Here is a 14,174-nt window from a genome sequence, read left to right on the forward strand (position 1 = left end):
GTCAGGTCCTCAGTTCCAGGCGTGGCGCGCAGGCTTGACGCCGTTGAGCACGAAATTGCCGATCAGGTGGTATTTCCAGCGGGCCGGGTCGTGCAGGGTGTGGGTCCGCGCGTTGCGCCAGAAGCGGTCGAGGTTGTGCTTGGCGGTGACCGAGCGGGTACCGGCCAGTTCGAAGAGTTTGCTGCTGGCGAGCAACGCGGTTTCGGCCGACAGCACCTTGGCCTGGGCGACCACCAGCGAGGCCTGGGCGACGGTGTCTTCATTCGGTTCGGCAAGGGCCCGGTCGACGGCGAGGCCGGCCTTGGCGAGGATCGCTTCGGTGCCGTGCACACGCCACTCCAGGTCGCCGATGGCGGCGATGGTGAACGGGTCCTGCCAACCGTGATCCTGCTGGCTGTCGATCCACGGACGGGCCTGGCGCGCGAAGATTTTTGCCTGCTCAAGGGCGCCGACGGCAATGCCGGTGTCCACAGCTGCCTGGATGATTTGCGAAATCGGCCCATCGGCCGTGGGCTGGTCAAACGCCAGGTGGGCGGGAATCACCGCGCTCAAGGGCACGCTCACGCCGTCGAGGGTCACGCCGCCGCTGGCGGTGGTGCGCTGGCCGAAACCGTCCCAGTTGTCGATCACGGTCAGGCCTGGCGCATCGCGCTCGACGAGGCCGATGAACGCCTGGCCCTTTTCGTTATTACCCACGGTGGGCACGATATGGGCGAACAGCGCGCCGGTGCAGTAGAACTTCTCGCCGTTGATCTGCGCGGTGTCGCCGTGGAAGCGAATCTGCGTGTCGAAGGTGCCGGCGTTTTTGCTCTTGGCCTCGGAGAAGGCGTTACCAAAGCGATAACCCGCCAGGACTTTGCCAAAGTAGTGGCGTTTTTGTTCCTCGGTGGCGGTTTGCAGCAGGATGTCCACCACGCCCAGGTGGTTCTGCGGGATTTGCCCCAATGACGGGTCGGCGGCGGAGATCAACTTGATCACCTCGGCCACCGTCACATAGGACACCCCGGCGCCGCCATAGGCCTTGGGAACGGTGATGCCCCACAGGCCACTGGCGGAAAACTCGTCCAGTTCGGCCACCGGCAGGCGCCGCTCGCGGTCGCGCGCGCTGGCGTCGACGGCAAAGCGTTCGGCCAGGCGCTTGGCGACCTCGATGGCCTCCGCGTCCGAGCGGATGATATGGGCAGGTTGTTGAGGGTGGGCAGACATGGGCCGACTCCAGGCTCCGAGGGGATACTGGAGTGTTTGCAGGAGTCGTGCCTGAATTTAATCGTCAGTAAAATCAGCCGGTTGCCGCGTAAACAGGCGTACAACCGCAGTTTCAAACCAGCAAAGTGTGCATCCACTGTTGGCTGGCAAACAGTTAGATCACCACATTGCGCACAAAGCGCACGGCGACCTGGCCGTCATTGCGATAGGCATGGGGCTGGTGGCTGGCGAACATGAAGAATTCGCCGGCACCGATGGTATTTTCCTGCTCGCCGACCACCAACGTCAGGCTGCCCTCGAAGACGAACAGTTGCTCGCTCCAGCCCTCCAGGTCGGGGTCCGGACAATAGCGATCACCGGGTTCAAGACGCCACTCCCATAACTCGACCTCGCGCCGCGCCGTGGCCTTGGCCAGCAACACCGCCTTGCTGCCGTCGATTTCCCCCGCCCAGGCCAGTTCGTTGATGCGGCTGTGATCGCGCACATCCGGCGCCTGGATCAGGTCGCTGAACGCCACATCCAACGCTTCGGCCACACGGTCGAGGGTGGACAGGCTGACGTTCTTTTCCCCGGCCTCGATGGCCACCAGCATGCGCCGGCTGACCCCGGACTTTTCCGAGAGCGCAGTCTGGCTCAGGTCGGCGGCGTGGCGCAGGCGACGAACGTTCTGGCTGACATGCTGCAGGACCGAGGCCCGTTGTGGATTTTCTTTGTGCACTATATTGCTCAATGGGTGGGTGTGCGCAGTATACTGCCCAGCGTGCGGCGCATTGTGCGGTCCGTGCCTTTCCCTTGCAAGACCGAGCCGCCATGACCACGCCGAACTCCCCCTCGCGTTTCCACCGTTTCAGCAAAGCCGAGTGCATCCTGGTGTTTATCACCATGATCTGGGGCGGCACGTTTTTGCTGGTGCAGCATGCCATGACTGTCAGCGGGCCGATGTTTTTCGTGGGCCTGCGCTTTGCGGCGGCGGCGATTGTGGTCGGGTTCTTTTCCTTGCGTACCTTGCGCGACCTGACGTTGTTCGAATTGAAGGCGGGCGTGTTCATCGGCGTGGCGATCATGTTCGGCTACGGCCTGCAGACCATTGGCCTGCAGACGATCCTGAGCAGCCAGTCGGCGTTCATTACCGCGCTGTATGTGCCGTTCGTGCCGCTGCTGCAATGGCTGGTGCTGGGCCGGCGCCCGGGGTTGATGCCAAGCATCGGCATCATGCTGGCGTTTGCCGGGTTGATGTTGTTGACCGGTCCCGCCGGGGCTTCGCTGAATTTCAGCCCCGGGGAAATCGCCACCCTGATCGGTGCCGTGGCGATAGCGGCGGAAATCATCCTGATCAGTGCGTTCGCCGGGCAAGTGGACGTACGCCGGGTGACGGTGGTGCAACTGGCGACGGCGTCGCTGCTGTCGTTTTTGATGGTGGTGCCGATGGGCGAGGCACTGCCGGGGTTCTCCTGGCTGCTGCTGTTCAGCGCCGTGGGCCTGGGCCTGACCAGTGCGGTGATCCAGGTCGCCATGAATTGGGCGCAGCAAAGCGTTTCGCCGACACGGGCCACATTGATCTATGCCGGTGAGCCGGTGTGGGCCGGGGTAGTCGGGCGGATCGCCGGCGAGCGATTCCCGCCGATTGCCATGCTGGGGGCGGCGTTGATTGTGGTGGCGGTGATTGTGAGTGAGATCAAGACAAAAGGGCAAAAGGCCATCGAGTTGCAGGATGAGCGGGAACAGGAGCAACAGGGCTAGGGTCCGAAACAATGCCAAACGGGAGTTTTCGACCTACTTTGTAGGATCCTGCCACATGTTGCCGTTTGGTGATCGACAAAGCGGCACGTATGATGCATCCCAAACTCCCGCAGATTAGAAGCCTATGTCCCTGATAGTTCTACTGCTTCTGCCTTTTATCGGCAGCTGTCTGGCGGCCTTGCTGCCGCACAATGCACGTAACACCGAATCCCTGCTGGCTGGCCTTGTGGCCCTGGTCGGAACCGTTCAAGTCGCCCTGCTCTACCCCCAGATCGCCCACGGTGGCGTGATCCGCGAAGAACTCATGTGGTTGCCCAGCCTTGGGCTGAACTTCGTACTGCGCATGGATGGGTTCGCCTGGTTGTTCTCGATGCTGGTACTCGGCATCGGCGCGCTGGTGTCGCTGTATGCGCGCTACTACATGTCGCCGGACGATCCGGTGCCGCGTTTCTTCGCGTTTTTCCTGGCCTTCATGGGCGCCATGCTCGGGCTGGTGATTTCCGGCAACCTGATCCAGATCGTGTTCTTCTGGGAACTGACCAGCCTGTTCTCGTTCCTGTTGATCGGCTACTGGCACCACCGCGCCGATGCGCGTCGTGGTGCGTACATGGCCTTGATGGTCACCGGCGCGGGCGGCTTGTGCCTGCTGGCGGGCGTGATGCTGCTGGGACATATCGTCGGCAGCTATGACCTGGACCAGGTGCTGGCCGCCGGCGAGCAGATCCGCGCGCATTCGCTGTACCCGGTGATGCTCGCGCTGGTGCTGATCGGCGCCCTGAGCAAAAGCGCGCAGTTTCCGTTCCATTTCTGGCTGCCCCACGCCATGGCTGCACCGACCCCGGTGTCTGCCTATCTGCACTCGGCGACGATGGTGAAGGCCGGCGTGTTCCTGCTGGCCCGCCTGTGGCCGTCGCTGTCCGGCAGCGAAGAATGGTTCTGGATCGTCGGCGGTGCCGGCGCCCTGACCCTCCTCCTCGGCGCTTACTGCGCCATGTTCCAGAATGATCTCAAAGGCCTTTTAGCCTATTCCACCATCAGCCACCTCGGGCTGATCACCCTGCTGCTGGGCCTCAACAGCCCGCTGGCCGCCGTCGCCGCGGTGTTCCATATCCTCAACCACGCCACCTTCAAGGCCTCGCTGTTCATGGCGGCGGGCATCATCGACCACGAAAGCGGCACGCGGGACATCCGCAAGCTCAGTGGCCTGGTGCGCCTGATCCCGTTTACCGCGACCCTGGCGATGGTGGCCAGCGCATCCATGGCCGGCGTACCGTTGCTCAACGGTTTCCTGTCCAAAGAGATGTTCTTCGCTGAAACCGTGTTTATCTCATCGACCCAATGGGTGGAAATCGCCCTGCCCCTGATCGCGACCATCGCCGGTACGTTCAGCGTGGCCTACGCCCTGCGCTTTACCGTGGATGTGTTCTTCGGCCCGCCCGCCACCGATCTGCCCCACACGCCTCACGAACCCCCGCGCTGGATGCGTGCCCCGGTTGAGCTGCTGGTATTCACCTGCCTGCTGGTGGGCATCTTCCCGGCCCAGGTGGTCGGTTCGATCCTCGCCGCTGCGGCGCTGCCGGTGGTCGGCGGCGTGCTGCCGGAATACAGCCTGGCGATCTGGCATGGCTGGAATGCTCCGATGATCATGAGCCTGGTGGCCATGTCCGGTGGCGTGGTGCTCTACCTGCTGCTACGCAAACAACTGAAGCGCGGGCGTTTCAAGTACCCGCCGGTCATCAGCTACTTCAACGGCAAGCGCGGCTTCGAGCGCAGCCTGGTGGTGATGATGCGCGGCGTGCGCAGGATCGAGAAACGCATCAGCACCAAGCGCCTGCAGCCCCAATTGTTCCTGTTGGTGATCGTCGCGGTGATCGGCGCCATGATCCCGATGCTCAACAGCGGCCTCAGCTGGGGCGACCGCCCGAAGATCCCGGGCTCCATCGTGTTCGTCACCCTGTGGCTGCTGGCGATTGCCTGTGCCCTGGGCGCCGCCTGGCAAGCCAAGTACCACCGGCTCGCGGCCCTGACCATGGTCAGCGTGTGCGGCCTGATGACCTGCGTCACCTTCGTGTGGTTCTCGGCGCCGGACCTGGCGCTGACCCAGTTGGTGGTGGAAGTGGTCACCACCGTACTGATCCTGCTCGGCCTGCGCTGGCTGCCACGGCGGATCGAAGAAGTCTCGCCACTGCCCAGTTCGCTGCGCAAGGCGCGCATCCGTCGTCTGCGCGACTTCCTGCTCTCCACCGTGGTAGGCGGCGGCATGGCGCTGCTGTCCTATGCGATGCTGACGCGCCAGACGCCCAACGATATTTCCTCGTTCTACTTGAGCCGCGCCCTGCCCGAGGGCGGTGGCAGCAATGTGGTGAACGTGATGCTGGTGGACTTCCGGGGCTTCGATACCCTCGGCGAAATCACCGTGCTCGGCGCCGTGGCGCTGACCGTGTACGCCCTGCTGCGTCGTTTCCGCCCGTCCAAGGAAAGCATGGAGCTGCCGCCACAGCAGCGTCAACTGGCGCCGGACGTGGCCACCGACCTGGTCAACCCGCGCCAGGCCAGCGACACCGCCCTGGGCTTCATGATGGTGCCGGCGGTGCTGGTGCGCCTGCTGCTGCCGATTGCACTGGTGGTGTCGTTCTACCTGTTCATGCGCGGCCACAACCAACCGGGCGGCGGGTTTGTCGCCGGCCTGGTGATGTCGGTGGCGTTTATCCTGCAGTACATGGTTGCCGGTACCCAGTGGGTCGAGGCGCAGATGAGCCTGCGGCCGATGCGCTGGATGGGCTTCGGCCTGTTCTCGGCGACGCTGACCGGGATCGGCGCGTTGTTTGTCGGCTACCCGTTCCTCACCACCCATACCTGGCATTTCAGCCTGCCGCTGCTGGGCGATATTCATGTTGCCAGCGCGTTGTTCTTCGATGTGGGCGTATACGCCATGGTCGTCGGCTCGACGCTGCTGATGCTCACCGCCCTCGGCCACCAGTCGGTGCGTGCGCATAAACCGAGCAACCAGGCCAAAGTAGTCGCCGCCACCGAAGGAGCCGCCTGATGGAAGAAGTCATCGCAATTGCCATTGGGGTCCTGGCGGCCTCCGGCGTCTGGTTGATCCTGCGGCCACGGACGTTCCAGGTGGTGATGGGCCTGTGCCTGTTGTCGTACGGGGTCAACCTGTTCATTTTCAGCATGGGCAGCCTGTTTATCGGCAAGGAGCCGATCATCAAGGACGGCGTGCCCCAGGACTTGCTCAATTACACCGATCCCCTGCCCCAGGCCCTGGTGCTTACGGCGATCGTGATCAGCTTCGCCATGACCGCGTTGTTCCTGGTGGTGCTGCTGGCGTCACGGGGCCTGACCGGCACTGACCATGTGGACGGCCGGGAGCCCAAGGAATGAATTGGGTCAACCAACTGATCGTCGCCCCCATCCTGCTGCCGTTGCTCACCGCCGCGCTGATGCTGATGCTCGGCGAAAAACGCCGCCCGCTGAAGGCCAGGATCAACCTGTTCTCCAGCGTCATTGGCCTGGGCATCGCGATCCTGCTGTTGTACTGGACGCAAAAAGGCGGCCCCGGCTCGATTGGCGTGTACCTGCCGGGCAACTGGCAGGTGCCGTTCGGCATCGTGCTGGTGGTCGACCAGCTCTCGGCGCTGATGCTGGTGCTCACCGGGATCATCGGCGTGAGCGCGCTGCTGTTCGCCATGGCCCGTTGGGACCGTGCCGGTACCAGTTTCCATGCGCTGTTCCAGATCCAGATGATGGGCCTGTACGGCGCGTTCCTCACGGCGGACCTGTTCAACCTGTTCGTGTTCTTCGAGGTGCTGCTGGCGGCGTCCTACGGCTTGATGCTGCACGGCTCGGGCCGGGCGCGGGTGTCGTCGGGGCTGCATTACATCGCGATCAACCTGTTGGCGTCGTCGCTGTTCCTGATCGGCGCGGCGATGATCTACGGCGTGACCGGCACGCTGAATTTCGCCGACCTGGCGCTGAAAATCCCGCTGGTTCCCGAGGCGGATCGCGGCCTGCTGCATGCCGGTGCGGCGATCCTCGCCACCGCATTCCTGGCCAAGGCCGGCATGTGGCCGCTGAACTTCTGGCTGGCCCCCGCCTATTCCTCAGCCAGCGCGCCGGTGGCGGCGATGTTCGCGATCATGACCAAGGTCGGCGTGTACACCGTGCTGCGCCTGTGGACCCTGTTGTTCTCCGGCCAGGCCGGCGCATCGGCGTTGTTTGGCGGCGACTGGCTGGTGTACGGCGGCATGGCCACGATCATCTGCGCGGCGCTGGCGATGGTGGCGGCGCAGCGGCTGGAGCGCATGGCCAGCTTGAGCATCCTGGTCTCGGCCGGGATCCTGCTGTCGGCCGTTGGTTTCGCCCAGCCAAGCCTGACCGCCGGGGCGCTGTTCTATCTGGTCAGCTCCACCCTGGCGTTGAGTGCGCTGTTCCTGCTGGCCGAATTGATCGAGCGTTCGCGCTCGGCCAACGACCTGCCGCTGGATGAAGAGATTGACGCACTGCCCAAGGCCATGGAATCCCTGCATCCGCGTCCTGGCGTGAACCTGGATGACGAGCAGAAAGCCGTGGTCGGCCAGGTGATTCCCTGGACCATGGCGTTCCTGGGCTTGAGCTTTGTCGCCTGCGCCCTGCTGATCATCGGCATGCCGCCGCTGTCCGGGTTTATCGGCAAGCTCAGTTTGTTGAGTGCGCTGGTTAACCCGTTGGGCCTGGGTGTCAGTGTGGATGAACCCATTCGTCCCGCGGCCTGGGGGTTGGTGGCGCTGTTGATCCTCTCGGGCCTTGCCTCGCTGATCGCCTTCGCCCGCCTGGGTATCCAGCGCTTCTGGACCCCGGAAGAGCGCCCGTCGCCCTTGCTGCGCCGCTATGAGTGCGTGCCGATCTTCTTCCTGCTGGGCCTGAGCATCCTGCTGACCTTCAAGGCCGAGCCGCTGATGCGCTACACCCAGGCCACTGCCCAGAGCCTGAACAACCCGGAACACTACGTGATGGCGGTGATGGCCACGCGTCCGGTCCCCAGCCCCGAAGCCAAGACCGCCGCGCTGGAGGTTCAACCATGAAGCGCCTGTTGCCTGCCCCATGGTTGTCCCTCGCGTTGTGGTTGCTGTGGCTGGTGCTGAACCTGTCCGTCAGCCCCGGCAACCTGCTGCTGGGCGCGCTGCTGGGCTTTCTCGCGCCGCTGCTGATGGCGCCGCTGCGCCCGCTGCCGATCCGCATCCGCCGCCCTGGCGTGATCATCCGCCTGTTTTTCCTGGTCGGCCGCGATGTGATCGTCTCCAACCTGCAAGTGGCCTGGGGCGTGCTGATGTGCGGCTCCCGCCCACCGCGTTCGCGCTTCGTCAAAATCCCCCTGGACCTGCGCGACGCCAACGGCCTCGCCGCCCTGTCGATGATCACCACCGTGGTCCCCGGCACCATCTGGTCGGAACTGGCCCTGGACCGCAGCATCCTGCTGCTGCACGTATTCGACCTGGAGGATGAAGCGCCGTTTATCGAGCACTTCAAGACCACCTACGAGCGGCCCCTGATGGAGATCTTCGAATGAGCGCCCTGCTCTCCAATGCGATCCTGTTCAGCCTGTTCCTGTTCTCCCTGGCCATGGTGCTGACCCTGATCCGCCTGTTCATAGGCCCGTCGGCCCAGGACCGGGTCCTGGCGCTGGACTACCTGTACATCCTGGCGATGCTGATGATGCTGGTGCTGGGTATTCGCTATGCCAGTGACACCTACTTTGAAGCGGCACTGCTGATTGCGCTGTTCGGCTTCGTGGGCTCGTTTGCCCTGGCCAAATTCCTGCTGCGTGGGGAGGTGATTGAATGATGCCGTTATGGATGGAAATCGTCGTCGCGGTGCTGCTGGTGTTGAGCAGCGTGTTTGCGTTGATCGGCGCGCTTGGCTTGCTGCGCATGAAAGACTTCTTCCAGCGCATGCACCCGCCGGCGCTGGCCTCGACATTGGGCGCCTGGTGTGTGGCGCTGGCGTCGATTATCTATTTTTCGGTGCTCAAGTCCGGGCCGGTGCTGCACGGGTGGCTGATTCCGATTTTGTTGGCGATCACCGTACCGGTGACCACGCTGCTGCTGGCCCGTACGGCGCTGTTTCGCAAGCGCATGGCCGGTGATGATGTACCGGCCGAGGTCAGCAGCCGCCGCTGAGCGCTGAGGCGAACACGGTTAAAAATGTGGGAGATGTCGAGCTTTAGCGAGGCTTCGATGGCGGCGGCACAGTTGGTAGAGGTGTTGGCTGAAACACCGCTATCGGGAGCAAGCCCCCTCCCACATTTGATTGCGGTTGACAGGTAGAAAGCAGCCCGGCTGTAGATCTCAAGGATACCGCCAATCCCCTGTGGGAGATGTCGAGCTTTAGCGAGGCTTCGAAGGCGGCGGCACTGTTGACAGGTATGTTGGCTGACCCACCGCCATCGGGAGCAAGTCGAATCGTCGCGCCGCCCCTCCCACACGGGATCGGGTGAGCCGCTCACTAAAACAGTGTGCAAAAAAACGCCCCGAACCAGTCGGGGCGTTTTTCATCCAGCGTTTGCCAATCAGGCCTGATCAGCCAACCGCCAGGTAGTCCCGCCCTTGCCGTCTTCCAACACCACACCCATCGCGGTCAGTTGGTCACGGATACGGTCGGACTCCGCCCAGTCCTTGTTGGCACGCGCCGCCAGACGCGCCTGGATCAGCGCATCCACTTCAGCCGCATCCACACGCCCTTCAGCGCCGGCCTGCAGGAAGTCATCGGCTTCCATCTGCAGCACGCCCAGGACGCTCGCCAGCTCTTTCAAGCGCGCCGCCAGACCTGCCGCTGCGTCGAGATCACTCTCACGCAAACGGTTGATCTCGCGCACCATCTCGAACAGCACGGCGCAGGCTTCCGGTGTGCCGAAGTCGTCGTTCATCACTTCGGTGAAGCGTGCCACGAACGCTTCGCCGCCGGCCGGCGCCACGGATGGCAGGCCTTTCAACGCGTGGTAGAACCGCTCCAGGGCGCCCTTGGCGTCCTTGAGGTTGTCTTCCGAATAGTTGATGGCGCTGCGGTAGTGGCTGGACACCAGCAGGTAACGCACCACTTCCGGGTGGTACTTTTCCAGCACGTCGCGGATGGTAAAGAAGTTGTTCAAGGACTTGGACATCTTCTCGCCATTGATGCGGATCATGCCGCAGTGCATCCAGGCGTTGGCGTAGGTCTTGCCGGTGGCGGCTTCGCTCTGGGCGATTTCGTTTTCGTGGTGCGGGAACTCGAGGTCGCTGCCGCCGCCATGAATGTCGAAGGTCTCGCCCAGGCAGCAGGTGGACATCACCGAGCATTCGATGTGCCAGCCCGGACGCCCGGCGCCCCATGGCGATTCCCAGCTCGGCTCGCCGGGCTTGGTGCCTTTCCACAGCACGAAGTCGAGCGGATCCTGCTTGGCTTCGTCGACTTCGATGCGCGCGCCGATGCGCAGGTCTTCGATTTTCTTGCGCGACAGCTTGCCGTAGCCCATGAACTTGGCGACGCGGTAGTACACGTCACCGTTGCCAGGAGCGTAGGCGTAACCCTTGTCGATCAAGGTCTGGATCATGGCGTGCATGCCGGGGATGTGGTCCGTGGCACGCGGTTCCATGTCCGGCTTGAGGATGTTGAGGCGCGCCTCGTCCTCGTGCATGGCGGCGATCATGCGCTCGGTCAGCGCGTCGAACGACTCGCCGTTCTCGTTGGCGCGGTTGATGATCTTGTCGTCGATGTCGGTGATGTTGCGCACATAGGTCAAGTCATAGCCGCTGAAACGCAACCAGCGGGTCACCAGGTCGAAGGCAACCATGCTGCGGCCGTGACCGATGTGGCAGTAGTCGTACACGGTCATCCCGCACACGTACATGCGCACCTTGTTGCCATCCAGCGGCTTGAAGACTTCTTTGGTCTTGCTGAGTGTGTTGTAGATCGTTAGCACGACAGTTCCTTAAGACAGAATCACTGGCCCCACGAATCACGCAAGGTCACGGTACGGTTGAATACCGGCTGACCAGGTTTCGAGTCCTTGATATCCGCGCAGAAGTAGCCTTCGCGCTCGAACTGGAAACGGTCTTCCGGCTGTGCGTCGCCCAAAGAGGGTTCGGCACGACAACCGGTGAGCACTTGCAGGGAGTCAGGGTTGATGTTGTCGAGGAAACTGGCGCTGTCTTCGGCCTTTTCAGGATTCGGCGAACGGAACAGGCGATCGTACAGGCGCACTTCGCACTCGATGCTGGCAGCGGCCGGCACCCAGTGGATCACGCCCTTGACCTTGCGGCCTTCCGGGTTCTTGCCCAGGGTTTCCGGGTCATAGGAGCAACGCAGTTCGACGATGTTGCCCTCGGCGTCCTTGATCGCTTCGTCGGCGCGGATCACGTAGCTGCCGCGCAGGCGCACTTCGCCGTTCGGCTCCAGGCGCTTGTAGCCTTTTGGCGGTTCTTCCATGAAGTCATCGCGGTCGATGTAGATTTCACGGGCGAACGGCAGCTTGCGCACGCCGAGTGCTTCGTTCTGCGGATGACGCGGCAGTTCGAGGTGGTCGACCTTGTCTTGCGGGTAGTTGGTGATCACGACTTTCAACGGACGCAGCACGCACATGGCCCGTGGCGCATTCGCGTCGAGGTCCTGGCGGATGCTGAACTCGAGCATGCCGTAGTCGACCACACCGTCGGAGCGGTTGGTGCCGACCATCTCGCAGAAGTTGCGGATCGACGCCGGGGTGTAGCCACGGCGGCGGAAGCCCGACAGGGTCGACATGCGTGGGTCGTCCCAGCCATTGACGTGCTTTTCATCCACCAGTTGCTTGAGCTTGCGCTTGCTGGTGATGGTGTAGTTGAGGTTCAGGCGGCTGAATTCGTACTGACGCGGGTGCGCCGGGACCGGCAGGCTGTCGAGAAACCATTCGTACAGCGGGCGATGGCTCTCGAACTCCAGGGTGCAGATGGAGTGGGTGATGCCTTCGATGGCGTCCGACTGACCGTGGGTGAAGTCGTAGTTCGGGTAGATGCACCACTTGTCGCCGGTCTGGTGGTGATGGGCGTGGCGGATGCGGTACATGATCGGGTCGCGCAGGTTCATGTTCGGCGAGGCCATGTCGATCTTGGCGCGCAGCACGCGGGCGCCGTCCGGGAACTCACCGGCGCGCATGCGGGCGAACCAGTCGAGGTTCTCTTCTACGGAGCGGTCGCGGAACGGGCTGTTCTTGCCCGGTTCGGTCAGGGTGCCACGGTATTCCTTGGCCTGCTCGGGGGTCAGGTCGTCGACGTAGGCCTTGCCGGCCTTGATCAGCTCGACGGCCCAGTCGAACAGCTGGTCGAAGTATTTGGAGGCATAGCGCACTTCACCGGACCATTCGAAGCCCAGCCACTTGATGTCGCTTTCGATGGCGTCGATGTATTCCTGGTCTTCCTTGGCCGGGTTGGTGTCGTCGAAACGCAGGTGCGTGACGCCACCGAACTCCTGGGCCAGGCCGAAGTTCACACAGATCGACTTGGCGTGACCGATGTGCAGGTAGCCGTTGGGCTCTGGCGGGAAGCGGGTGACGATCTGCGTGTGCTTGCCCGAATCCAGGTCCGCCTGGATGATCGGGCGCAGGAAGTTGACCGGGACGGCAGGTCCGGCCTTGGAATTCGAGGTAGGGTCGACAGTGGGCTTGCTCATAGGATCCTTGAACAGACAGGTTCGTGGCCGGTTGGGGCCAGATAAAACAAAGGCGATATCATAGCTGATGCTGTCAAGACACTGACAGGTCACGACCAAAAACTGCTGCTTTAATTAACCAGGCGGTAAAAAACCACCTCGAAATTCCTGCCGGGCACGCTAAACTGCGCGCCTTGGCCGCCGTTTAGCCAGACAGGTAAGGCGCCCCAGGCGTCCAAACCCACGAATTCCCTGAAAAGAGTAGTGAACATGACTCAAGTCAAACTGACCACCAACCACGGTGACATCGTCATCGAGCTGAACGCCGAGAAAGCGCCGATCACCGTCGCCAACTTCATCGAGTACGTTAAGGCCGGCCACTACGAAAACACGGTGTTCCACCGTGTCATCGGTAACTTCATGGTCCAGGGCGGCGGTTTCGAGCCTGGCATGAAAGAAAAGAAAGACAAGCGCCCAAGCATCCAGAACGAAGCGGACAACGGCCTTTCCAACGACAAGTACACCGTCGCCATGGCCCGTACCATGGAGCCGCATTCGGCCTCCGCGCAGTTCTTCATCAACGTGGCCGACAATACCTTCCTGAACCACAGCGGCAAGAACGTACAGGGCTGGGGCTACGCCGTGTTCGGTAAAGTCACCGAAGGCCAGGACGTTGTCGACAAGATCAAAGGCGTGTCGACCACCTCCAAGGCCGGTCACCAGGACGTTCCGGTCGAAGACGTGATCGTCGAGAAAGCCGAGATCGTTGAGTGATATTACTGATTTCAGATTTGCATCTGGAAGAGGAGCGCCCGGACATTACCCGGGCGTTTCTGGATCTGCTCCACAACCGCGCCCGTGGCGCCCAGGCGTTGTACATTCTGGGGGACTTCTTTGAAGCCTGGATTGGCGACGATGGGATGACGCCCTTCCAGCGTTCGATCTGCGAGGCTCTGCGCGAGCTGAGCGACAGCGGTACCCCGATTTTTATCATGCATGGCAACCGCGACTTCCTGCTCGGCAAGGCGTTCTGCAAAGCGGCAGGCGCCACCTTGCTCAAGGACCCGAGTGTCGTGCAGCTCGCAGGCGAACCCGTGCTGTTGATGCACGGCGACAGCCTCTGCACCCGCGACCTTGGCTACATGAAGCTGCGGCGCATCCTGCGTAATCCCATCGTGCTGTTTATCCTGCGTCACCTGCCGTTGCGCACCCGCCACCGGCTGGCGCGCAAGCTGCGCAGTGAAAGCCGTGCGCAAACGCGCATGAAGGCCAACGACATTGTCGATGTCACGCCCGAGGAAGTGCCGCGGGTGATGCAGCAGTTCGGCGTGCGCACCCTGGTCCACGGCCATACGCATCGCCCGGCGATCCATAAACTGCAGATTGGCGACCAGGCGGCCAAGCGCATTGTGCTGGGGGATTGGGACAAGCAGGGCTGGGCGTTGCAGGCGGACGAGCAAGGCTTTCAGTTGGCGGCGTTTGACTTCGTCAATCCGCAGCTGGCGTTGCCTGGCGCCTGATCCTCGAATCCCCCTGATCCAATGTGAACAGAGATCAAAATGTGGGAGGGGGCTTGCCCCCGATTA

Annotated in this window: 13 protein-coding genes; 9 read left to right on the plus strand and 4 right to left on the minus strand. The window is 62.6% G+C overall.

The window, feature by feature from the left end:
- Positions 1–9: 9 nt before the first annotated feature.
- Together J1N02_RS01970 and J1N02_RS01975 are read right to left on the minus strand one after the other, a co-directional pair.
- The gene (locus tag J1N02_RS01970; RefSeq protein ID WP_092357640.1) at positions 10–1,206 is read right to left on the minus strand and encodes an SfnB family sulfur acquisition oxidoreductase; all 1,197 of its coding nucleotides are present in this window, start codon (positions 1,204–1,206) and stop codon (positions 10–12) included.
- A gap of 154 nt (positions 1,207–1,360) precedes the next feature.
- Entirely contained in the window at positions 1,361–1,924 is a 564-nt protein-coding gene (locus tag J1N02_RS01975; protein ID WP_027606295.1) for a helix-turn-helix domain-containing protein, read from the minus strand.
- Positions 1,925–2,016: 92 nt separating this feature from the next.
- Between J1N02_RS01975 and J1N02_RS01980 the strand changes: the two genes are divergently transcribed.
- The 7 genes from J1N02_RS01980 (at position 2,017) to J1N02_RS02010 (ending at position 9,110) form a co-directional block, all read left to right on the plus strand.
- On the plus strand, positions 2,017–2,946 hold the full coding sequence (locus J1N02_RS01980; protein WP_027606294.1) for a DMT family transporter: 930 nt from the start codon (positions 2,017–2,019) through the stop codon (positions 2,944–2,946).
- Positions 2,947–3,070: 124 nt separating this feature from the next.
- Positions 3,071–5,992, plus strand: a complete 2,922-nt coding sequence (locus tag J1N02_RS01985) for a monovalent cation/H+ antiporter subunit A (protein WP_421147100.1) — start codon at positions 3,071–3,073, stop codon at positions 5,990–5,992.
- Complete coding sequence (locus tag J1N02_RS01990; protein ID WP_003192163.1) at positions 5,992–6,336, plus strand: Na+/H+ antiporter subunit C; 345 nt, start codon at positions 5,992–5,994, stop codon at positions 6,334–6,336. The genes J1N02_RS01985 and J1N02_RS01990 overlap by 1 nt, the downstream gene beginning before the upstream one ends.
- Positions 6,333–8,015, plus strand: a complete 1,683-nt coding sequence (locus J1N02_RS01995; RefSeq protein WP_027606292.1) for a monovalent cation/H+ antiporter subunit D — start codon at positions 6,333–6,335, stop codon at positions 8,013–8,015. Before J1N02_RS01990 ends, J1N02_RS01995 begins: the two co-directional genes overlap by 4 nt.
- Positions 8,012–8,500, plus strand: coding sequence for a Na+/H+ antiporter subunit E (locus J1N02_RS02000; protein WP_108572659.1), 489 nt, complete (start codon positions 8,012–8,014; stop codon positions 8,498–8,500). The genes J1N02_RS01995 and J1N02_RS02000 overlap by 4 nt, the downstream gene beginning before the upstream one ends.
- On the plus strand, positions 8,497–8,775 hold the full coding sequence (locus J1N02_RS02005) for a K+/H+ antiporter subunit F (protein ID WP_169898940.1): 279 nt from the start codon (positions 8,497–8,499) through the stop codon (positions 8,773–8,775). The genes J1N02_RS02000 and J1N02_RS02005 overlap by 4 nt, the downstream gene beginning before the upstream one ends.
- Positions 8,772–9,110: a Na+/H+ antiporter subunit G gene (locus J1N02_RS02010; protein ID WP_315421211.1), complete on the plus strand. Its 339-nt coding sequence runs from the start codon at positions 8,772–8,774 to the stop codon at positions 9,108–9,110. Before J1N02_RS02005 ends, J1N02_RS02010 begins: the two co-directional genes overlap by 4 nt.
- A gap of 389 nt (positions 9,111–9,499) precedes the next feature.
- Here J1N02_RS02010 and cysS read toward each other — a convergent pair whose 3' ends face one another.
- Together cysS and J1N02_RS02020 are read right to left on the minus strand one after the other, a co-directional pair.
- Positions 9,500–10,888 (minus strand): cysteine--tRNA ligase, encoded by a 1,389-nt coding sequence (gene cysS / locus J1N02_RS02015; RefSeq protein WP_223015075.1) that lies wholly within the window; start codon positions 10,886–10,888, stop codon positions 9,500–9,502.
- A gap of 20 nt (positions 10,889–10,908) precedes the next feature.
- Positions 10,909–12,609, minus strand: a complete 1,701-nt coding sequence (locus J1N02_RS02020) for a glutamine--tRNA ligase/YqeY domain fusion protein (protein WP_027606288.1) — start codon at positions 12,607–12,609, stop codon at positions 10,909–10,911.
- 249 nt (positions 12,610–12,858) lie between these two features.
- On the opposite strand from J1N02_RS02020, the gene J1N02_RS02025 reads away from it, so the two are divergent.
- Entirely contained in the window at positions 12,859–13,362 is a 504-nt protein-coding gene (locus J1N02_RS02025) for a peptidylprolyl isomerase (protein ID WP_027606287.1), read from the plus strand.
- Positions 13,359–14,108, plus strand: coding sequence for a UDP-2,3-diacylglucosamine diphosphatase (gene lpxH / locus J1N02_RS02030; RefSeq protein WP_027606286.1), 750 nt, complete (start codon positions 13,359–13,361; stop codon positions 14,106–14,108). Before J1N02_RS02025 ends, lpxH begins: the two co-directional genes overlap by 4 nt.
- The last annotated feature ends 66 nt before the right edge of the window (positions 14,109–14,174 follow it).

This window comes from Pseudomonas sp. NFX5, from assembly GCF_049132125.1.
GTDB lineage: Bacteria > Pseudomonadota > Gammaproteobacteria > Pseudomonadales > Pseudomonadaceae > Aquipseudomonas > Aquipseudomonas marginalis.